Source organism: Bacillus paranthracis (genome assembly GCF_024296885.1).
Lineage (GTDB): Bacteria > Bacillota > Bacilli > Bacillales > Bacillaceae_G > Bacillus_A > Bacillus_A paranthracis.
Map to the genome: position 1 here is coordinate 190495 of NZ_CP101135.1, position 20786 is coordinate 211280.

Genomic DNA, 20786 nt, shown 5'->3' on the forward strand with positions numbered 1-20786 from the left:
AAAGAAACTATAATGAGTAGTAGCTGTAGATAAAAGGAGAAGAAGAGATGAAGAAGGTTTTGGGTATTGCTGTAATGGGAAGTATGATCCTTCTAGCAGGATGTAATGGAAATAAGGATACGAAAGAACCGAAAGAAAAGGTAGAGCAATCTACAGAACAAACAGAAGAAATGAAAGAATACCGTGCAGTACATGAAAAATACGATTTGAAAATGAATAAAGAAATTAATAACGCACTGCAGTTATTTGAAGTGGCAAAAGAAAAGGGCGGTAAGGAAATAACGACTGCTACATATAAAGAAGATGTGCAAAAGGTAACGACGAGCATGTTAGAAGATATTGATCATATACGAAAAGAAATTCGTGTTCCGAAGTCGAAAGAGCAAGAACATGAGGTATATGTCGGTTTCTTGAATGAATCGGAACAAGCAATGAAAAAATTACAGAAGTTAGCTAAAGAAGAAGATTCATCGTTGATTCGTGATATAGAAATTAATTTTGCAACAGCATCGACATACTATAAACGTTTTCAAGCAGAAACGAAAAAATAACCTTGCCTGTGCAAGGTTATTTTTTCTTCTTACCATCGCCGTCTTCATCCTCGGATACTAATACCTTCTGTTCTTCGTGAAATTCGGAAATAGTTTGCCCGGTAATATTATCAAAGGGGGTGTAAAAAGAGGTAATGCTTTTCTTTTTAATGAAAAGTTTATAAAATCCAATGATAACAAGTATAACGATTGTTAATGGTAATCCTATAGTTGCTAGAAGTAAGGGATCCATCATATAACTCCTTTCATATCGGTTTTTTTATTATAGGCGAAAAACTGTAATTTAGATAAATACACTATTAAAAACTGATTTTTCTAAATATACCCAATTTGATTGACTTTTCATTTTTTCAGAATTATAATTCGAAATATACAATTTGAACCAAATAATAAAATAGCAATTTACTTATCCAGAGAGGTAGAGGGACTGGCCCTATGACACCTCAGCAGCGGGTTCTGTAATAGGAACACCGTGCTAATTCCAGCAAGCAAGTCTTGAAAGATAAGTGATGGGCCTTTGTTTATTAAGCCTTGATCTTATTTTTTAAGATCAAGGCTTTTTGTATTCTAAAAAGGGAAAAGGGAGTAATGGAAAAAGCACGTTCATAAAACTAAGTAAATATATGTGTTTAGGGGGTATTGGAGTGTATGTAATTAAAAAATTATCGGTTATGGTGTTCACACTATGGGTTATTACGACGGTGACATTTCTAATTATGCATATTATTCCGGGGGATCCATTTTCATCAGATGCAAAGATCTTTCCGGAGGAAGTTGTGCAAAATATGAGAGCGAAGTATCACCTTGATGAACCGTTATGGAATCAATATGTTGCTTATTTAGACGGCGTAGTTCATTTTGATTTTGGTGAATCTGTTCAATCAACCGGGCAAGGTGTATCAGAAATCATAACAACTGGCTTTGGTCCATCAGCAATTATTGGTTTACAAGCACTTATTATTTCATTGCTAGTCGGAATTGCTGCAGGTACATTTGCTGCTCTCTATCATGGGAAAGTAATTGATTATGGTGTAAGTTTACTTGCCATCCTCGGTATTTCTATTCCGAGTTTTATTTTAGCACCACTATTTATACAAGTATTCGCTATTCAATTCGAGCTCTTACCAGTAGCCTCTTGGGGTACATTTGAACATACGGTATTGCCATCCTTTGCATTAGCGTTAGGACCAATCGCAGTGATTACAAGGTTTGTTCGCTCTAATATGATCGAAGTACTGCAGAGTGATTATATTAAGTTAGCGAGAGCGAAAGGTATACCGATTAAGAAAATTATTATAAGACATGCTCTTCGAAATGCAATTGTTCCGGTACTTACATTTGTTGGGCCGTTAATGGCTGGGTTGTTAACGGGGACTTTTATTATTGAAAAAATCTTTGCAATTCCTGGTCTCGGAAAATATTTTGTAGATAGTATTTTTAACCGAGATTATCCAGTCATTATGGGGACAACGATTTTCTATAGTGCATTATTAATTTTTTGTATTTTCATTACAGACATTATTCATCGTATTGTTGATCCGCGTATTCGTTCTATTACGTAAGGAGGGAGGATATTTAAATGGGTGCTTATGAAATTAATAAACAGTTATTGACAAATGAAGAGAAAAAAGAATTAACGAGAAATAAAGATCAGCAAGCAATTAGCAGAAAAAAAGAAGTGTTTCGTAAGTTTGTATCGAATCCAATCGCAGTTCTAGGAACGGTGACATTGTTACTCATTATTATTTTTTCTCTTATCGGTGAAAGTTTAACCACTTTTACTGCGAGTGAACAAGTAAAAGAGGCGACAAATCTACCTCCTAGTAGTGAGCATTGGTTTGGAACAGATGATTTAGGTAGAGATATTTGGGCGCGTACTTGGGCTGGTGGGAAAATTTCGTTAGTAGTTGGATTAGTAGCAGCTGTTCTTGATATAGGACTTGGTGTACTAATTGGAGGATTTAGTGGATATGTGAGAGGGCGTAATCGCCTTGGAACGTTAATAGATGAGTGGATTGTACGAGGGATTGAAATATTATACGGTATCCCATATTTATTAATTGTAATTTTATTGCTAATCATTATGAAACCAGGACTTTTTACAATTATTATCGCCCTTGCATTAACAGGTTGGATTGGTATGGCACGTCTCGTTAGGGCGCAAGTCTTATCTTTAAAGCAAAGAGAATTTGTTATTGCAGCGGAACGATTAGGCACATCTCATATGAAGATTATATATGGACATATCATTCCGAACTTAACAGGTATTATTATCGTAAATTTATCATTTACAATTCCAGCGGCTATTTTTTCAGAATCATTTTTAAGCTTCATCGGACTGGGAGTACAATCACCGGCGGCAAGCTGGGGGACAATGACGAATGATGCGCTTGGGACATTATTAAGTGGGGAATGGTGGCAACTTTTCTTCCCATCACTGATGATTGCGCTTATTATGTTCGCATTTAATGCAATTGGTGATGGTTTGCAAGATGCAATTGATCCAAAAATCGTAAAACGGAATCGAAAGGAGAAAAAACATGGGACAGCTTTTATCTTTAGAAAACGTAACGTTAGCCGTTGAAAAAGAGAATAGTAAGCAAGAAATTGTGAAACATGTTTCCTTTTCTATTAACGAAGGTGAAATTGTTGCACTTGTAGGAGAGAGTGGTTCAGGGAAAAGTGTTACAGCACAATCCATTATCGGGCTAAATCAAGAGTCTATTCGCATCGATGATGGAAGTATCTCTTTCCAATCTCAAAGCTTAACGAATTTACAAGAATCAGAATGGAATCAAATTCGTGGGAAAGATATTTCATTTATCTTTCAAGACCCACTTTCATCTTTAAATCCGACGATGAAGGTGGGAAGGCAAATTACAGAGGTGATTTTGCAGCACGAAAAGAAATCGAAAAAAGAGGCAAAAGAAATTGCAATTAACTTATTAAATGATTTAGGCATACATGAAGCAGAGAAACGCTTTGAACAGTACCCACATCAATTAAGCGGAGGTATGAGACAACGTATTTGTTTAGCAATTGCATTTGCCTGCCACCCAAAACTCGTTATTGCAGATGAACCTACAACGGCATTAGATGTAACAATTCAGAAACAAATTATGGGGTTATTAAAAGAGCGGAAAGAAAAACAAAACACAAGTATTTTATTAATTACACATGACTTGGCACTTGTACGTGAAGTAGCTGACCGAGTAGTTGTCATGTATGGAGGACGTGTTGTTGAAAAAGGAACAATACAGGAAGTAATAGGTTCTCCTAAACATCCATATACGAAAAGCTTATTACAGGCAATTCCGAATATGGATGATTCTGAAAAGGTACTTAGGGCAATTGAGGGAACAACACCATCAATTGAAACATTAAATAGCTTTGGGTGCCCATTTGTCAATCGTTGTCCAGTAGCAATAAAAGAATGTATTCATCGTTTCCCAGAGAGAACAACATATTCTGGAGAGCATAGTTCACATTGCTGGCAGCATGTTTTAGAGCATGATAGAGCGAAATCAAAAGAGAAGGTGAATGCCTCGTGAAGACAGACTTAATTACTGTAAAGCAAGTAACGAAAAAGTATGGAAGTAAAAATAAAGAAATCGCAGCGTTAAAAGACATATCGCTTGCGATCCCGAAAGGCACAACGCTTGGCATTATTGGAGAAAGTGGTTCAGGAAAAACAACACTTGGTAAGCTCATAGCTGGGATTGAGAGCCCAACGTCTGGTGAAATTGAATATAACAATCAAGTCGTTCACAAGCTGAAGGCAGCTCATAAACGTGATTTCTTACAGAAAGTACAGTTTATTTTTCAAGATTCAACAGCTGCATTAAATCCGCGCTGGAAAGTACGCGATAGCGTAACGGAAGGTTATATTTCATTCGGTTTAGGTGATAAAGGATTAAAGGATAAAGTAGCAGGTGATGCGCTAGAACGTGTGGGATTAGATAGACGATATATCGATCGCTATCCGCACGAATTTAGCGGAGGGCAACGTCAACGTATTGCTATTGCAAGAGCTTTATTATGTGAGCCAGAAGTATTGATTCTTGATGAACCAATTTCAGCGTTAGATGTTTCACTTCAAATTCAAGTTGTACATCTGTTGCAAAAAATTCAAAAGGAACAAGGCTATACATATTTATTTATCGCGCATGATTTGCCAATGGTTCACTATTTATGTGAAAAAGTGGCTGTCTTATATAAAGGAGAACTTGTTGAATTTGGAAATACGGATGAAGTATTCCGTAATCCACAACATTCTTATACAAAAACATTATTAGCATCTACACCAAAAATTTCAGGTTAAAGGGGAATGGAAGATGAAGAAGTTTTTATTATTTGTCATTATGACCGTATTAGCAATTACTTCTGTCGCTTGCGGTAAGAAAGATACTTCAAAAGCAAGTGCTAGTAAAGGAGACCGTTTTGTAACGAATCTCGGTAGTGATCCTTACACGTTAGATTCAGCGATTTCAACAGATAATAACTCTAATTATGTAATTGAGCACTTATTTGCAACTTTGTATAGACAGACAACGGATGGGAAGTTTGAAAAGGATTTAGTAGAGAAAGAGGAAGCTGGGGCAGATGGAAAAGAGTATACATTCTATTTGAAAAAAGGATTGAAATGGTCTGATGGTTCTCCATTAACAGCAAAAGATTTTGAATTTGCTTGGAAGAGAATATTAAATCCTAAAACGGGTTCTATGAATGCAACTGAACTCTATTTCATTAAAGGTGGAGAAGCATTTAATACGGGGAAAGGTGCAGAAGATGCAGTAGGAATTCAAGCAGTAGATGATGTAACTTTAAAGCTACAATTTGAACATCCGGTAACATCTATTAAGCGAACATTAGCCCAGTCGTTATATATTCCACTTAATAAAAAATCTATTGACGAAAAAGGTAAACTAAAAGTAGATCCAAAAGAATTAATTACAAATGGTCCTTTCACATTGAAAGAATGGAAGCATAATCAAGCGATTATTTTAGAAAAAAATAAAGAATTCCATGATAAAAAAGTAGCATCAAAAGAAATCGAATTCCGTATTATTCCTGAAGGTAAAACAGCGTATCAATTATATAAATCTGGAGAATTAGATTTATTATCTAACATACCAACGGATTTAGTTGAAAAAGAACAAAACAATAAAGAGTTTAAAAAAATGCAAGACTACTCAACTCATATTTACTCATTTAATTCAGAGAAACCACCATTTACAAATGCTAAAATTCGTAAAGCCTTTGCATTAGCTGTAGATCGTAAGTTTATCGTAGAGAAAATATTAAAGAATAATGCAAAAGAAGCATATGGATTTGTTCCAGAAGGAGCAAAAACAGAAGGTGGTCGTGACTTCCGTAAAGAGAAGGGTGATTATTTTAAATATGATCCTGCGGTAGCTAAGAATCTATTAGAAGAAGGAATGAAGGAAGAAGGATGGACTACACTTCCAGAAGTAACGGTGAAATATTCAGATAAGAAAAAAATAGCTGAAACACTTCAAGAAATGTTTAAGAAAAATCTTGGTGTAGACGTAAAGATAGAAGGTAAAGAGTGGAAAAGTTATATTGATATGTACAAACAAAGTGACTTCCAAATCGCATATATGGGATGGGGAGGATCTACATTAGATCCAGCTGCTCAATTAGAAATTTATGCAGGTGATGGACCAAATAACTATGCGAAATGGTTTAATAAAGACTTTGATAATTTAATTAATCAAGCAAAATTAGAACAAGATGAAAATAAACGCTTTGACTTATTACATCAAGCAGAAGATATTATGTTTACAGAATATCCTTTAATCCCACTTGTATTCCCAACAGACTCTTATTTACAAAAGTCATCTGTATCTGGATTAGAATACTACGTAGGATCTCAACCAAGTTTACGATATGCTAAGAAATAAAATAAAGAAGTAGGCAACTGCCTACTTCTTTATTTTATTTCTCTTTTATATTCTTTTTTCGTTCCATCAGAGAAGACAACTTCTAAATCAAATTTTTGATAGTCTTTATCAAGTTTGAACACGTTCACTACTTGATCGATTACTTCTTGGTCAGCAGTATCTTTATCAAATTTTAATTCTTGTAGAAGTGGGCTTAATTTTGTGATAGCCTCGTCTCCTGTTAATTTTACATCTGCTTTATGATCTTCAATTTTTGCTTCCATTTTCTTATCAGCTGCTACATTTTTATAGTCTGCTTCGTAGTCTTTCTTTGTATCTTGGTAGTCTGCCTTTAAATCGAATTCATTGAAGTTTAGTTTTAAATCTGCAGGAGCCTCGTTTTTTGCTTCTTCAGTCGTCTTTTTATTAGAAGTTGTATCTTCTTTTGCAGGAGCTTTACATCCTGTTAATGCAGGTACTAGCATAAGAGCTAATAAAACTGATAGTAGAGTTCTCATTATAAATTCCTCCTTATGTAAATTCGTTCTATACAAGTTTTTCCCAAAAACATGTAATTATGTATGTGTTGAAAATAAATTATTATTCTGTAGTCATAAGGGCTAATCCGCAATTTAAATCAAAAACGATTTGTATGTATATGGTAAATTGAAGTTGTGAGGGAGGGACTAAAATGCATGAAGAGTATAAAGAGATAATAAAAAAATCAATTGAATATATAGAGAATCACTTACATGAGGAGCTTACAACAGAAAGAGTGGCATCTTACAGTGCAGTATCGATGTACCATTTTCATCGTATCTTTCAAAGATATGTTGGGATGAGTGTAACGGATTATATTCGAAAGAGAAGGTTAACTCATGCTGCGCAGACTTTAGTATCGACTGAAAGAGCAGTTATTGATATTGCAATGCAATATGGTTTTTCCTCACAAGAGGCATTTACGAGAGCTTTTAAAAGAATGTTTCAATTGCCACCAAAGAAATATCGAAAGTACTTCCAGTCATTTTATATAGAAAGAGAGGGTGTTTCAATGCAAAAAGGTATACCGAAAGGATGGATCTTAAGTGGAAGTCATCCTGCTGAATATGAGATGGGTTTAGATTATGAAGTTGTCCATCAAGGGAAAGTATCTGCATACATAAAAGCAAAAGAGAATGTTACGCACGGAGGATTTTCAACATTAATGCAAATGTTCAGAGCAGATAAATATGTAGGGAAGAGATTACGTTTTACAGCATTTGTTAAGAGTGAAAATGTAAGAGATTGGGCAGGATTGTGGATGCGAGTAGATGGAAAAGAGACAGAACCGCTTGCTATGGATAATATGCAAAATCGTCCCATTAAAAATACGAATAATTGGCAATCGTACTCAGTTGTATTAGATATAAAAGAAGGAGCGCTTGGTATTGCATTTGGTGTTTTATTATCAGGAGAAGGTTATGTGTGGCTAGATAGTATTCGATTTGATGAAGTAGATGAAAAAATTCCTACAACAGATTTGGCAGAGAACTTTTATGAAACACTCTTAGAAGAACCAGTGAATCTACAATTTGAAGAATTAGAAAAATAAAAAAAGGAGAAAAGATATGCTCAAATATGTAAAACTAATAAGTATTAGTTTAGTAATATCGTCTTGTATTATGGGAATTAATTATTTAGTTAGCTATCTTTGGTCAGGGCATATACCTTCTTTGACGTGGAGAACATATTTGATGTTTGTGTTTATATTTATGATGAGTTTTGGTTCCGTGCAAAAAGAAGGGAGAAAGGATTATTGACAATTATTAGAAAAGTTATATAATCTAAATGTAAGTGATCACTTGCATGAGGAAGAGAGGGTTTTATGGCGCGTTCAAAGACAGCAGAAAAAATTATTCAAGCAGCGATTGAATTAGTGAAAGAAAAAGGATATACAGCAGCGACAACGAAAGAAATTGCAATGCGTGCTGGTGTTAATGAAGTAACGATATTCCGCAATTTTAAAAGTAAGAAGGGTGTTATTGAAGCTGCGGTTGCTGAATTTTCATATGTACCGCATTTAAAGCAGTTTTTACAAACAGAAATTGTGTGGGAATTAGAAACGGATTTAAAGAACTTAGCAAGGCATTATCATAATTTTTTAGATGGGGTAAAAGATATTATTGCTATTGGTATACGTGAGGCTGGAGAATTTCCTGAATTAGACGGGGAAATTGCTAAAATACCACAAGGACTAAAAGAAGAATTAAGTATCTATTTTGCAAAAATGCAGGAAAAAGGAAACATTATTGATACAAATATTGAAGCGCAAGTAATGAACTTTATCTGGATTAATTTTGGATATTTCTTATCTAAATTACGTTTTGCCGATCGCCTGACAGAAGTTGATGATGAGAAATTTATTGAAAATAATATTGTTTTATATGCTAGGGCATTAAGACCCTAGTATTTATTTAAAATAAAATGCAAGCATGTACTTGCTTGCTGAGTGGGAGAGCGGGAAGATGGATATATTAAAACAGTTTTTGAAAAGACCAGGTACGTATGTAGGAATGATCGTAGCGCTATCATTCCAACTTATTTTCTTTTGCGTGTGGTTAACGGCATATGATGGAGTGAATGAACGAGCAGATCAAATGCGTATTGCTATTGTGAATGAGGATGCAAATATAGGGAGTAAAATAGCAGAAGGCTTACAGAGAAATTTACCATTTCAAGTGAGGGCAGAACATTCTGTGGAAAAAGCAAACAAAGAAATGAATGACCATGTGTACAATATGATTATTGAAATTCCTGCTTCTTTTTCAAAAGATATAAATGAAACAGGAAAATCAAATTTAAACTTCCACATTAATCAAGCGAATGCCATGATGGCAAAGCAAATGATGGAAGGAGCTGCAAAACAAATTCGAGATAATGTAAATAAAGAGGTAGCAAGTTATAAGAAACAAGTGATTGTCGGAAAGCTACAAGCTGTAGGACATGAGAATGTAGAAGTGATAAAAGGGTTAACTGAAGATTCAATTGGTTTTACAGTTCATAAAGTAAATGATGCAAAAGGATTTTCAGTGAATATGGTACCGCTAATGATCGTATTAGCTTCATTTGTAGGAGCAATGATAATGAGTATGGAATTATCAAAAGTTGCAAAAGAAGTAAAGGGCAGTTGGAGTAATTTCTTATCAAGACAAATTATAAACGGTACAGTATCGATTTTACTTGCATGTATTACAATTGGTTTGATGAAAGGCTTCCAAATTGAGATGCACGAAACGGTATGGAGTATATGGGTGTTTCAAGCAATAGTCTTCTTCGCATTTCTTTCATTAACACAAATGTTTCTAACTGTGTTTGGAAACGCAGGTATGATTTTTAATATTATCTCACTATCGTTACAACTTGTAAGTTCCGGTGTAATTGTCCCACATGAGATGCTTTCTAAAACATATCAAACAATCGGCGGATTATTTCCTGCAACATATGCAGCGAATGGCTATTATACAATAATATTTGGAGGAGTTAGTTTAGAGAGAAATATTATTTCATTATTAGTTATTGTATTGGTTACACAATCAGTAGCAGTGATGACTTTAGCCATAAAAGGAATGGTAAAGGGAAGAAGAAGCTCTGTAGTTAAAGAAGCATAAAATAAAAAGGTATCCTCGGTGGGATACCTTTTTATTAGCACTTATTATTTTGCAACTTCTGTCCACTTGTAGTTAAACTCACCACCGAAGTCAGTTGTTACAAGTCCTTTAATGAAAGAGCGTTGTAAGTAAGAACGACCTTGTTGGTATAAAGGAGCGACAGCACCGTCTTGTAATAGAATTTTTTCAGCTTGCTTCATTGCTTCCCAGCGAGCTTTTTCATCACCAGCTAAATCTGTTTTTACTTTATGAATTAGCTCATCGTACTCTTTGTTAGAGTATTTATCGAAGTTGTAAGCACTATCTGTTGTAAATAAATCTAAGAATGTAATTGGATCAGCGAAGTCAGGGCCCCAGCCATCAATACCGATTTCATAGTCACCACTTAACAGTAGTTTTAACTGTTGTTTACGTGGTTGTGGTTTTAAATTTACTGTTAATCCATCTAAGTTCTTTTCTAGTTCACCTTTTAAATATTCACCAGTCTTTTTAGCTAAAGCATTATCACTTGTTAAGAGTTCAATTGTTACTTTGTCAGTACCCAGTTCTTGCTTCGCTTTTTTCCAGTTTTCTTTCGCTGTTTTCACATCATCTTTCACTAGATTTCCATTTTCTTTACGGAAGTCGTTGCCATCAGGACTTTTTGCAAATTTCGCAGGAACCATTCCTTCAGCTGCAACAGCGCCGTTATTTAAAATTGTTTCTACGTATGCTTTCTTATTCATTGCTCCGTTAATAGCAAGGCGTGCATGTTGATTTTTTAATGTTTCATTTTTTTGATTGAGTCGTAAAAATTGAATGCCAACTTCAGCGCGTTCTTTGAAGTTTGGATCGCCCTTATATTTATCAACAAACTCCGCAGTTAAAGCAACGCGATCAATTTGTCCTGAATCATATAAATTAACTTCTGTAGACTTATCTTTAACGACATTGAAGTTGATTTCTTCTAATTTCACCGTTTTAGCATCCCAATAGTTAGGGTTCTTCTTCAGTTGGAAGCTTTGCTCGTGTTTCCAGTTATCTAATGTGAAGGCACCGTTGTAAATTAAATGATTTGTTTCTAAACCGTATTTATCGCCTTGAGACTTTAAGTACTCTTCATTAATTGGTAAGAATGTTGAGAATGTCGTTAAACTTAAGAAGTAGGGAACAGGACGATCTAGTTGTACTTCTAATGTTTTGTCATCAATAGCTTTGACCCCTAGTTGATCAATCGGCAATTGTTTTTGGTTTATTTGTTTCGCATTCTTTATATCGAAGAATAAGAATGCATATTCAGCTGCTGTATCAGGGTTTACGGCACGTTGCCAAGCGAAGACAAAGTCTTTTGCTGTAACAGGAGTACCGTTTGACCATTTTGAATCACGCAGATGGAATGTATATTTCGTTTTATCGGGACTAACGTCAACCGACTCAGCGACACCAGGAATCGGTTTATTATCTTCTCCCATTGCATATAACCCTTCAAAAACATTACGCATTACGTTCATGGATTCCCCATCCGTTGCTTTTGCAACATCCATTGTTGGAATTTCTGAAGCAAATGATAAGTTAATTGCTTGTTTATCAGGTGCTTTATCATTTGCTTTCGCTCCGCTTGCGTTATCTTTATTTCCCCCGCAAGCAGTTAGTAATAGACTTGCCCCTAAAACAGATGCAACAACAGGTACAACTTTTTTCTTCATTGTTCGTTCCTCCCTAAATGTGTTGTTTCGTAACGTCATAATGTCCATGTTTTGAAGTGTATCTATAGAAGAAGAGAAAACCTATTATAAATATGTACATGTAGGTAATCAGGTGTTCTATATGTATATACATGTTGAACTATAATTTATCATTATATGCTTCGACGTAGTAGACGTTATATTATGATGGTGAAATATTTCGTTTCTTTGATTATTTAGAATATTAACACTGGAGAGAACTATATGTCAATAATAAAAATTTGAGCATTAATTTTTTAAAATAATATATTAAAAAAGCGGATTTCCTCTTATTGAGAATCCGCTTTTAATACATTTTTTTAATAAAATAATTACTGTAGATAGAAAAATATCGATTCAGCTTGCCTTTTATTTTTCAATTTGTGCCCATTTGAAGTTTAATTGGCCTGCAAAGTCTACTTGCACAATTCCTTTCACATAAGAACGTTCTAAATAAGATTCGCCTTTTTGGTAAAGGGGAGCGATAACAGAGTCTTTAAATAATATTTTCTCAGATGCTAGTAATGCTTCCCAGCGAGCTTTTTCATCACCAGCTAAAGTCGTTTTCACTTTTTCAATTGTTTCATCGAACTCCTTATTAGAGTAATGATCCAAGTTGTAAGGGTTATTCGTTGTAAACAATTCAAGGAATGTAATTGGATCAGCAAAGTCAGGGCTCCAGCCATCAATACCGATTTCATAGTCACCTTTTAATAAAAGTGAAACTTGTTGTTTACGTGGTTGTGGTTTCACATTTACTGTTAATCCATCTAAATTCTTTTCTAGTTGTCCTTTTAAGAACTCACCTGTTTTCTTATCAAGGTCAGCATCACTCGTTAATAATTCTAATGTAATCTTTTCAGAACCAAGCTCTTGTTTTGCCTTTTTCCATAACTCTTGTGCAGATTTTGTATCAACTTTAGTTAAATCTCCATTTATAGTACGGAAGTCCTTTCCATCAGGCCCTTTTGCAAAGTTTTTTGGAACGAGACCAAAGGTTGGTGTAGAGCCATCATTTAATAACGTATTTACAAAGGATTTTCGATCAATTGTTTGATCAATTGCTTGGCGTGCAGAAACGTTTTGCAGTACTTTGTTTTGTTGATTCATACGTAAAAATTGTACGCCTACGTTCGGGCGTTCTTTAAAGTTTGCATCCTTTTTATATTTATCAACGAAATCAGATGTTAATTTTATACGGTCTAATTGTTTTGATTCGAATAAGTTTACTTCTGTTGATTTTTCTTTTACAACGTTAAAATTGATTTCTTCTAGTTTGACAGTATCTTTATCCCAATAGGTAGGGTTTTTCTTGAATTTAAAGCTTTGTTCATGCTTCCAATCGCTTAGTGTAAAAGCGCCGTTGTACAAGATTGTGTTGTCTTCTAAAGCGTACTTATCACCTTGTTTTTTAAAGAATTCCTCGTTAATTGGTAGAAATGTTGGGAACGCTGTTAAGCTAATAAAATAAGGAACAGGACGCTCTAATTCTACCTCAAACGTATGGTCATCAACTGCTTTTACACCAAGTTGGTCGGCTGGAAGTTCTTTGTTGTTAATTTTTGTTGCATTTTTAATATCAAAGAATAGAAATGCATATTCAGAGGCTGTTGCTGGATCGACAGCTCTTTGCCAAGCGAAGACAAAATCTTTCGCTGTAACAGGAGTACCGTTTGACCATTTTGAATCTCGCAGGTGGAATGTGTATTTCGTTTTATCGCCACTTACTTCATGAGATTTTGCAACACCAGGGACAGGTTTATTACCTTCACCAAGGTTATACAAACCTTCAAATACGTTTCTCATTACTTGACCAGAATCAGTATCTGTAGCACGAGCTGTATCCATTGTTCGTATTTCAGTAGGTGAAGATAAGTTTAAAACCTGTTTACTAGGTGCCTCGTCTTTTGCATTTGCTCCGCTTGCTTCGTTTTTATAACTACCGCAACCAGTTAATAAAATACTTACTCCTACAACTGATGCAATACCGGGTACAAACTTCTTTTTCATTTGGTTTTCCTCCTAAATAATTAAGTTTGGATGATGATGAGGGAAATGAAAAATAAAAAATCCCTCTTTTCGTATTGAGAAAGAGGGATTTTTACGTACAAGTTATGCACCCGTATATAAACGAAGTCCCTCATTCTATCTTTCAAGCTATAAAGCTTGCAGGAAGTGGCACAGTATTCAAAAATGAACCTGCTGCCGAGGTTTCAAAGGGCCAGTCCCTCCACCTCTCTTGATACAATGAGTAAACGAATAAACTTTATTAATTTTTGTGTTTCTTTGATAATTCAAAATCTTACACCTTGGATGATGAAGTGTCAACTGAATGAAATATAGTTTAAATTTTCAGTTTTCTTTAACGAAAAACCACTGCATATGGCAGTGGTTTTTCTACTAGAAGTTAAAGTTATCTGGATCTGGACCAACGCGACGATCTTCATTTAAAGCTTGAATTGCTTTCATATCATCAGCACTTAATTCAAAGTCGAAGATGTTTGCATTTTCAATAATACGATGTTCTTTAATTGATTTAGGAATTGTTACAACTTCGTTTTGTAAATCCCAGCGTAAAATAATTTGCGCAGTTGATTTATTATATTTTGTCGCAATTTCTTGCAACGTTGGATTATCTAGTAGTTGTCCTTGCATTAACGGTGACCAAGCTTCAAGCTGGATATTATGTTCTTTACAGAAAGCGTGCAACTCTTCTTGTGCTAGACGTGGGTGGTATTCCACTTGATTGACCATTGGCTTAATTTCAGCAATTTCAAATACGTCTTGTAAGTGGTGAATATGGAAATTACTCACGCCAATTGCACGAACACGGCCGTCTTTATAAAGTTTTTCTAACGCTTTCCATGATTCAGTATATTTCCCTTTTACAGGCCAATGTACTAAATATAAATCTAAATACTCTAGTCCTAATTTTTCTAATGTAGTTTCAAATGCTTGAAGTGTTGTTTCATACCCTTGATCGCTATTCCATACTTTTGATGTAATAAATAATTCTTCACGTGCAACACCTGATTCACGGATTGCTTGGCCAACGCCTTCTTCGTTTTGATAGATTGCTGCAGTATCAATGCTGCGGTAACCATTTTTAATTGCTGATTTTACAGATTCAATTACTTCTGAACCATCTTCTACTTTAAAAACACCTAAACCGAACCAAGGCATTTTTACACCGTTATGTAATGTTGTATAGTCTTTTAAACTTGTTAAATTCATATTATTTCCCCCTAGCTTTTTTGTTTGTTGCTTCTACTGCTTTTTGAATTGCCTCTGAAAAATTATATTCATATAAAGCTTTGAGACCTTCAGCTGTGGAACCACCTGGCGTTGTTACTTGTTCACGGAGGTTAGCTGGATCTTGTGTTTGTTCAAGCATAGAAGCAGAGCCAGAAATCATTTGAATGACAAGGTGTTTTGCGGTTGCTTCATCGACTCCATAACTTTTTGTTGCTTCAATTAAACTTTCAGCAAAGTAATAAAGGAAGGCTGGTGCACTTCCAGTAACTGCAGTAAGTTGATGAACTTCTTCCTCGGTACAAAGTTGCGAAGTACCAATGCCCCCTAAAAGCAATTGCAGGGTTTCTTGATCAGTCTCGTTTACGAATTGTCCCATCGTGTATAAGGAGATAGACTTACCAATTTCAGCAGCTGTATTTGGCATAATCCAAGCAACAGGCGTTCCTTTAGGAAGTCTTTCTTCTAAATAAGATGGGCCGATGCCGGCAGCTACCGTTACGACAAGTTGATTCGATAGTAACGGAGATAACTCTGCTAATAATTCTTCATGTGCAGAAGGCGGCATTGCTAAAACAATCGTATCAACAGACGTAACATGTTGCTTCCAATCTGTTGTAGTAGACACATTATATCGCGCTCGTAATTGATCTAGCTTTTCTACGTTACTTCGGTTAGAAACGATAATCTCTTCGATGTATTCTTTGCTTGTTTTAAGTAATCCGGAAAATATAGCTTCTGCCATACGACCAGCACCAATAAATAGAATTCGATGTTTAGTTAGCATATCCTCTATTCCTTTCTAGTGGAGATATGTTATAAAAAACGATACCATTTTTAAGAGAATTTTGTAAAAAGAAAAGGCTTATTGTAGATGGAATAGATAATGAAAAGTAGGAAATTAATGGTGAAAGGGAGAGTGATTCCTTATACTGGTGATAGGGAATTTATTACACATCTGGGGAGAGATGATTATGATTAGAAGTCCGCTCTTTTTACTCATTACTAGTATTATTTGTGTATTGGTTGGATTGTATATTCAATCGAGCTATATTGAAATCTTTGCATCGGTCATGGGAATTATTAATGTTTGGCTATTAGCAAGAGAAAAAGTATCCAACTTTTTATTCGGTATGATTACCGTTGCGGTATTTCTGTATATTTTTATTACACAAGGTTTATATGCAATGGCAGTATTGGCAGGTTTTCAATTTATATTTAATGTATATGGTTGGTATCATTGGATTGCACGTAGTGGGGAGGAAGAGGTAAAAGCAACAGTTCGTTTAGATTTGCAAGGTTGGATTTTTTATATAATCTTTATTTTAGTTGCATGGATTGGTTGGGGGTATTATCAAGTCCATTACTTAGAATCAGCAAGTCCATATTTAGACGCTTTAAATGCTGTACTAGGATTAATAGCTCAATTTATGCTAAGTCGAAAAATCCTAGAAAACTGGCATTTATGGATTTTATATAATGTAGTTAGTATTTCAATTTATATCTCCACTGGGTTATATATTATGCTAATATTAGCTGTTATTAATCTCTTTATATGTGTAGCGGGTTTGCTAGAGTGGAAGGATAATTATAAGGGACAAAAACAGACAAATAATTATATCTAGAAAATAATTAGAATTAAAAAACCCCTGAAGCATATGTGCCTCAGGGGTTTACTAATAGATTATAAGTTTATGCTTTTGTCATACCAAGTAATACAGCGCCGCCGATAATTAAAACACTACCTAGTGCAATAAAGATCAATTGACGTTTCGTTTTCTTTTCGCCTAAGAAGACAATCGCACCAAATGTTGAGATAACGATTCCAGTTTGAGATAGTGGGAAGCTTGTTGCTACTCCGACACGTGGTAATGAAAGAAGTAAGAATAAGTTTCCAGTTCCCCATAGTAAACCAGATAAAGCGTTACGGATTGCATATTTGTTAAATGGTTTATGTTTAGATGTCAGTACAACCGCACCAACAAACATACCAACTGCTTGTGGTAAAATAGCAGACCAACCATCGATGTTATACCAACGAATAATAATTACATATACAAGATAGCCAAAAGTAGAAACAATTAAAGTAAGAAGTCCCTTTTTCAATTGTCCTGGTGGCTGAGCATTTTCTTTATCATCTAATGATGTGAATACAACACCAACTACGATTAATAGGATTGCAATCGTTCCCAGAATGATCGTTGTAGTAGTAGTCCACTCACGGAAAGCGATAACCCCAAAGATAGAAGTTGCAACAAGTTGCATACCAGTAGAAATTGTTACGGTAGTTGAAACGCCTAGTTTTTCAACTGTTTTTAATTGGTTTACTTGTCCTAAAGCCCAGAATAAACCTGAAATAAAACCAACAATCAAGATTGTCATTGTTAAAGCTGGTTGAGTAAATACATACATAATTGTTGCGAAGAATAGAGCACCGATTGTCATACCTACCGTTTGGCTATATGCACCACCGCCCATTTTTACGCTTACTAATAAGATGTTTCCCCATGCAATTGCAGGAAGAAGCGCTAATAAAATGTCCATTACAAGACTCCCTTCGTTTTGCTATACCAATATAATTACATATCGTTCTAACGATCGGTAATGCCCCACTACTAGAGTAGAAGATTACCGATCGCTAAAACAGGATGAAGAATTCACGATATAAATGCGTTTTCATTTCTTCATTTTTTCAAACACCTCCATATAATAACAGGAAATTGCCTATTTTAGAAAGTAAATTCAAATAGAATGTATATTTAAATAAAATTTAAAATTCAGTTATTTCCCAGTGGTATATTTTTATTTCCTAAGAAATAAAAAAGCAGCTTCAAAAAGAGCTGCCTTAAGAGTTAGTAATTCTTTTATTAATAAGCTGAATACATAGCAAAAATAGGAGGGACATACTAATAGTGATAACTACTAGTGTCCAGGCGAGCTGCATATTACTTGCATCAATCGCCATGTAAATGGCAGTTGGGATAGTTTGTGTTTTACCAGGAATGTTTCCGGCAAACATGAGCGTAGCACCAAACTCACCAAGCGCACGAACAAAGCTCAAAATCATTCCACTTAGTAAGGCAGGAAATGCAAGCGGAAGTGTGACGTGTAGAAAAACTTGATATTCACTTGCACCAAGGTCACGAGCACTTTCTTCAATTTGTACATTCGCGATAGAAAATCCTGTTTTTGCTGATTGGTACATAAGCGGAAATGCAACAACTGTAGAAGCAATGATAGCAGCAGTAGATGTGAACATAATAGATTGCTGAAATATTGATTCTATCCACGTTCCAATAGGACTGTTATTTCCAAAAATGATAATGAGAAAAAAGCCGATTACAGTTGGCGGAAGTACCATTGGTAGTAAGAAAATAGTTTCTAATATTACTTTATATCTCCATGAGGAGCGTGCTAGCACTCGTCCGATTATCGTTCCTAAAATGGTAACGATAATGGTGGCACATGCAGCTACTCGTAAAGATAGAAAGATTGGTGATAAAATAGTATCAAAGCTCATGGCAATTATGATAGGACTGTAAATCCGTATTTTTTAAAGATAGATTGTGCATCTTTTGACTGCAAATACTCATAAAATGAAGTCGCCTCTTTCTTGTGTTTAGATTCTTTTATAACACCTAAAGGATAGTGAATTGGCTCATGAGAAGTAGCCGCTGCTGTCTCACCAATTTTTACTTTGTTTGAAATAAGAGCATCTGTTTTGTATACAATACCAGCATCAACATTACCTGTTTCTACATATGTTAACACTTGGCGAACATCTTTTGTAAATACGACTTTATTTTGAATGTCATTCCAAAGATTTTCATGTGTGAGAGAAGCTTTTGCGTATTTTCCCGCAGGTACAGATTCAGGTGTACCAAGTGCGATTTTTTTTATTTTTTCATCTTTTAAATCTTGAATTTTTGTAAGAGAACTATCTTTTGGGACGACTAGAACGAGTTCGTTTCCAAGGAGATTTTTCCCCTCTTGTTCATTAATGAATCCTTTTTTAACGAGAGTTTGGAATTTATCTTCGGCTGCTGAGAAGAATAAATCAGCAGGTGCACCTTGTTCGATTTGTTGTTGAAGTGCACCAGAAGCGCCGAAGTTAAAAGAAAGTTTAATATTAGGTTCTTTTTCTTTATATTTTGTTTCAATTTCTTTTAGCGCATCTTGTAAGCTTGCAGCTGCTGATATAGTAAGTTCAACTGTTTTTCCTTCTTTAGCGGTTGATTTCTCTTTCTTCTCTCCGCTTGTACATGCAACACTAAATATAAGAAGAAAAGAAAGGATAAGTGCCCCGATGGATTGTAATGTAAACTTATTCATAAAAAATCCCCTTTCATTTTGACATAATTAATTATAACTAAATATAACTAAATATAACTAGTTATAATTGAATATAATTTGAACGATGTAGTTATTTTTAAAATATAGGAGAAATATTCTTTTCTTTGTTACAATGAAGAAAGAAAGTGAGGAATCGTCTATGGATCATCATTCCTACACAACGGAAGAAGTAGCGAAGCGATTAAAAGTATCAAAATTAACTGTATACGATTTAATTAAAAAAGGAGAACTGCCTTCTTATAGAATTGGTAGACAGATGCGCATTGATGCAGCAGATTTAGAACAATATATTAAGCAAATGAAAACAGGTAACGTACAAGTTACTTCTGTAAAGAATGACAGTAATAGTATCTCGAATACATGTATTATTAGTGGACAAGAACTAACGTTAGACATGTTGGCAAAACGTATAGAAAATCGCCTGCCAAGTTCAAATATATTAAGGGCATATCAAGGTAGTTTAACGAGCCTAGTAAAAATGTATCAAGGAGAAGGAAGTATCGTTAGCTTGCATTTGTTTGATGGCGAAACGGGTACATATAATGTTCCTTACGTAAAACGTATTTTAGTAGGACAACCATGTACGATGATTAATTTATTAGCAAGGAACGTTGGGTTTTATGTGCAAAAGGGGAATCCTAAAAATATAAAAACATGGGCTGATTTATCTCAATCATCTATACGATTTATAAATCGAGAAAAGGGTTCTGGTATTAGGGTGTTAGTTGATGAACAATTGCGCATTCAAAATTTAAATAAAGAACGTATTAGTGGATATGAATGGGAAGAATCGAACCATCTTGGTGTTGCGACGCAAGTCGCGAATGGGAAAGCTGATGTGGGAGTAGGATCAGAAAAGTTTTCGCAAATTGTAAATGTAGACTTTATTCCAATCATGAAAGAGCAGTATGATTTAGTGATTTTGAAGAATAAAGAAAATGAAAAGCTGATCGAAGTTGTAAAAGACATTCTGCAATCGGAAGAATTTCATAATGAACTAAAAGCGATTGGCGGATATGATATGACGAAAACAGGTCAAACTATATATGAAACAAACTAAAAAGCTGCTTGTCTATAAGACGAGCAGCTTTTTCTATATATAAAGGGGTTTGGGGAAACAAAGTGTTAAACAAGACCTTTAGCAAGTGTGTAAATGAAAGCTGTAAGAAGAGTCGCTCCACTTGCAAGTCCGATAAAGTCTGATTTGTTAAATGTAATGTTGTTCATTATAATCTCTCCTTATTTGTTTAATGTAGTTGCAACAGCTTTTGCATCGACAAGTGCGGATAGCACCATGCCCATTATATTTAAAAATTTGTTTGATTTCATTTTGTTCATCATGCGTATCCGCTCCTTTTCGAATTGTTGTTGCCCTGC

Annotated in this window: 22 protein-coding genes and 2 riboswitches; of the genes, 12 read left to right on the top strand and 10 right to left on the bottom strand. The window is 34.9% G+C overall.

All coding sequences use genetic code 11. The annotated features are described in order from the left end of the window. Window positions 1-47 precede the first annotated feature (47 nt). The gene (locus NLJ82_RS01085; RefSeq protein ID WP_000756528.1) at window positions 48-551 is read left to right on the top strand and encodes a hypothetical protein; all 504 of its coding nucleotides are present in this window, start codon (window positions 48-50) and stop codon (window positions 549-551) included. Between the two features lie 16 nt (window positions 552-567). Here the strand turns inward: NLJ82_RS01085 and NLJ82_RS01090 are convergent, their stop codons facing one another. Next, on the bottom strand, window positions 568-783 hold the full coding sequence (locus NLJ82_RS01090; RefSeq protein WP_000371390.1) for a DUF3951 domain-containing protein: 216 nt from the start codon (window positions 781-783) through the stop codon (window positions 568-570). Between the two features lie 171 nt (window positions 784-954). Next, a riboswitch (SAM riboswitch) is annotated at window positions 955-1060 on the top strand. A 135-nt stretch (window positions 1061-1195) separates the two neighbouring features. On the opposite strand from NLJ82_RS01090, the gene NLJ82_RS01095 reads away from it, so the two are divergent. Genes NLJ82_RS01095 through NLJ82_RS01115 form a run of 5 tightly spaced genes read left to right on the top strand, consistent with a single transcriptional unit; the run spans window position 1196 to window position 6475 of the window. Continuing rightward, a complete protein-coding gene (locus tag NLJ82_RS01095; protein ID WP_000289332.1) occupies window positions 1196-2113 on the top strand; it encodes an ABC transporter permease in 918 nt (305 codons plus the stop codon). A gap of 17 nt (window positions 2114-2130) precedes the next feature. After that, on the top strand, window positions 2131-3135 hold the full coding sequence (locus NLJ82_RS01100; RefSeq protein ID WP_000501549.1) for an ABC transporter permease: 1005 nt from the start codon (window positions 2131-2133) through the stop codon (window positions 3133-3135). After that, the gene (locus tag NLJ82_RS01105) at window positions 3092-4102 is read left to right on the top strand and encodes an ABC transporter ATP-binding protein (RefSeq protein WP_000531261.1); all 1011 of its coding nucleotides are present in this window, start codon (window positions 3092-3094) and stop codon (window positions 4100-4102) included. The genes NLJ82_RS01100 and NLJ82_RS01105 overlap by 44 nt, the downstream gene beginning before the upstream one ends. Next, window positions 4099-4872: an ABC transporter ATP-binding protein gene (locus tag NLJ82_RS01110; RefSeq protein ID WP_000845350.1), complete on the top strand. Its 774-nt coding sequence runs from the start codon at window positions 4099-4101 to the stop codon at window positions 4870-4872. The genes NLJ82_RS01105 and NLJ82_RS01110 overlap by 4 nt, the downstream gene beginning before the upstream one ends. A 13-nt stretch (window positions 4873-4885) precedes the next feature. Next, window positions 4886-6475, top strand: a complete 1590-nt coding sequence (locus NLJ82_RS01115) for a peptide ABC transporter substrate-binding protein (RefSeq protein WP_000714093.1) — start codon at window positions 4886-4888, stop codon at window positions 6473-6475. Window positions 6476-6504: 29 nt separating this feature from the next. On the opposite strand, the gene NLJ82_RS01120 is transcribed toward NLJ82_RS01115, so the two are convergent. Beyond that, window positions 6505-6972 (bottom strand): YusW family protein, encoded by a 468-nt coding sequence (locus NLJ82_RS01120; protein ID WP_001259643.1) that lies wholly within the window; start codon window positions 6970-6972, stop codon window positions 6505-6507. A gap of 173 nt (window positions 6973-7145) precedes the next feature. On the opposite strand from NLJ82_RS01120, the gene NLJ82_RS01125 reads away from it, so the two are divergent. The 4 genes from NLJ82_RS01125 (at window position 7146) to NLJ82_RS01140 (ending at window position 10101) form a co-directional block, all read left to right on the top strand. Next, window positions 7146-8045, top strand: coding sequence for a helix-turn-helix transcriptional regulator (locus tag NLJ82_RS01125; RefSeq protein ID WP_000544209.1), 900 nt, complete (start codon window positions 7146-7148; stop codon window positions 8043-8045). Between the two features lie 16 nt (window positions 8046-8061). After that, the gene (locus NLJ82_RS01130; RefSeq protein ID WP_000922549.1) at window positions 8062-8253 is read left to right on the top strand and encodes a hypothetical protein; all 192 of its coding nucleotides are present in this window, start codon (window positions 8062-8064) and stop codon (window positions 8251-8253) included. Window positions 8254-8318: 65 nt separating this feature from the next. After that, entirely contained in the window at window positions 8319-8900 is a 582-nt protein-coding gene (locus NLJ82_RS01135) for a TetR/AcrR family transcriptional regulator (protein ID WP_000124366.1), read from the top strand. 58 nt (window positions 8901-8958) lie between these two features. After that, window positions 8959-10101, top strand: coding sequence for a YhgE/Pip domain-containing protein (locus NLJ82_RS01140; RefSeq protein WP_000353380.1), 1143 nt, complete (start codon window positions 8959-8961; stop codon window positions 10099-10101). Window positions 10102-10145: 44 nt separating this feature from the next. On the opposite strand, the gene NLJ82_RS01145 is transcribed toward NLJ82_RS01140, so the two are convergent. The 4 genes from NLJ82_RS01145 to proC all read right to left on the bottom strand — a co-directional run bounded on the left by NLJ82_RS01145 (window position 10146) and on the right by proC (window position 15843). Continuing rightward, window positions 10146-11786, bottom strand: a complete 1641-nt coding sequence (locus tag NLJ82_RS01145; RefSeq protein WP_000731078.1) for a peptide ABC transporter substrate-binding protein — start codon at window positions 11784-11786, stop codon at window positions 10146-10148. Between the two features lie 387 nt (window positions 11787-12173). After that, on the bottom strand, window positions 12174-13814 hold the full coding sequence (locus NLJ82_RS01150; RefSeq protein ID WP_000726476.1) for a peptide ABC transporter substrate-binding protein: 1641 nt from the start codon (window positions 13812-13814) through the stop codon (window positions 12174-12176). A gap of 132 nt (window positions 13815-13946) precedes the next feature. Continuing rightward, window positions 13947-14053, bottom strand: a riboswitch (SAM riboswitch). A 151-nt stretch (window positions 14054-14204) separates the two neighbouring features. Next, window positions 14205-15038, bottom strand: a complete 834-nt coding sequence (gene pgoN / locus NLJ82_RS01155) for a glyoxal/methylglyoxal reductase (protein ID WP_001054821.1) — start codon at window positions 15036-15038, stop codon at window positions 14205-14207. 1 nt (window position 15039) lies between these two features. Beyond that, complete coding sequence (proC, locus tag NLJ82_RS01160) at window positions 15040-15843, bottom strand: pyrroline-5-carboxylate reductase (protein ID WP_000956262.1); 804 nt, start codon at window positions 15841-15843, stop codon at window positions 15040-15042. Between the two features lie 187 nt (window positions 15844-16030). On the opposite strand from proC, the gene pnuC reads away from it, so the two are divergent. Continuing rightward, complete coding sequence (gene pnuC, locus NLJ82_RS01165; RefSeq protein WP_000621366.1) at window positions 16031-16681, top strand: nicotinamide riboside transporter PnuC; 651 nt, start codon at window positions 16031-16033, stop codon at window positions 16679-16681. 67 nt (window positions 16682-16748) lie between these two features. On the opposite strand, the gene NLJ82_RS01170 is transcribed toward pnuC, so the two are convergent. The 3 genes from NLJ82_RS01170 to modA all read right to left on the bottom strand — a co-directional run bounded on the left by NLJ82_RS01170 (window position 16749) and on the right by modA (window position 19388). Then, window positions 16749-17600, bottom strand: a complete 852-nt coding sequence (locus tag NLJ82_RS01170) for a GRP family sugar transporter (protein ID WP_000353544.1) — start codon at window positions 17598-17600, stop codon at window positions 16749-16751. A 301-nt stretch (window positions 17601-17901) separates the two neighbouring features. Next, window positions 17902-18576: a molybdate ABC transporter permease subunit gene (gene modB / locus NLJ82_RS01175; protein WP_041185154.1), complete on the bottom strand. Its 675-nt coding sequence runs from the start codon at window positions 18574-18576 to the stop codon at window positions 17902-17904. Window positions 18577-18581: 5 nt separating this feature from the next. Further along, window positions 18582-19388 carry a molybdate ABC transporter substrate-binding protein gene (gene modA / locus NLJ82_RS01180; RefSeq protein WP_001032220.1) on the bottom strand — a complete coding sequence of 269 codons (807 nt, stop codon included), beginning with the start codon at window positions 19386-19388 and terminating at the stop codon, window positions 18582-18584. A gap of 133 nt (window positions 19389-19521) precedes the next feature. Between modA and NLJ82_RS01185 the strand changes: the two genes are divergently transcribed. Further along, window positions 19522-20469: a substrate-binding domain-containing protein gene (locus NLJ82_RS01185; RefSeq protein ID WP_000712212.1), complete on the top strand. Its 948-nt coding sequence runs from the start codon at window positions 19522-19524 to the stop codon at window positions 20467-20469. Window positions 20470-20534: 65 nt separating this feature from the next. On the opposite strand, the gene NLJ82_RS01190 is transcribed toward NLJ82_RS01185, so the two are convergent. Continuing rightward, on the bottom strand, window positions 20535-20636 hold the full coding sequence (locus NLJ82_RS01190) for a DUF3948 family protein (RefSeq protein WP_001060016.1): 102 nt from the start codon (window positions 20634-20636) through the stop codon (window positions 20535-20537). Window positions 20637-20786 lie beyond the last annotated feature (150 nt).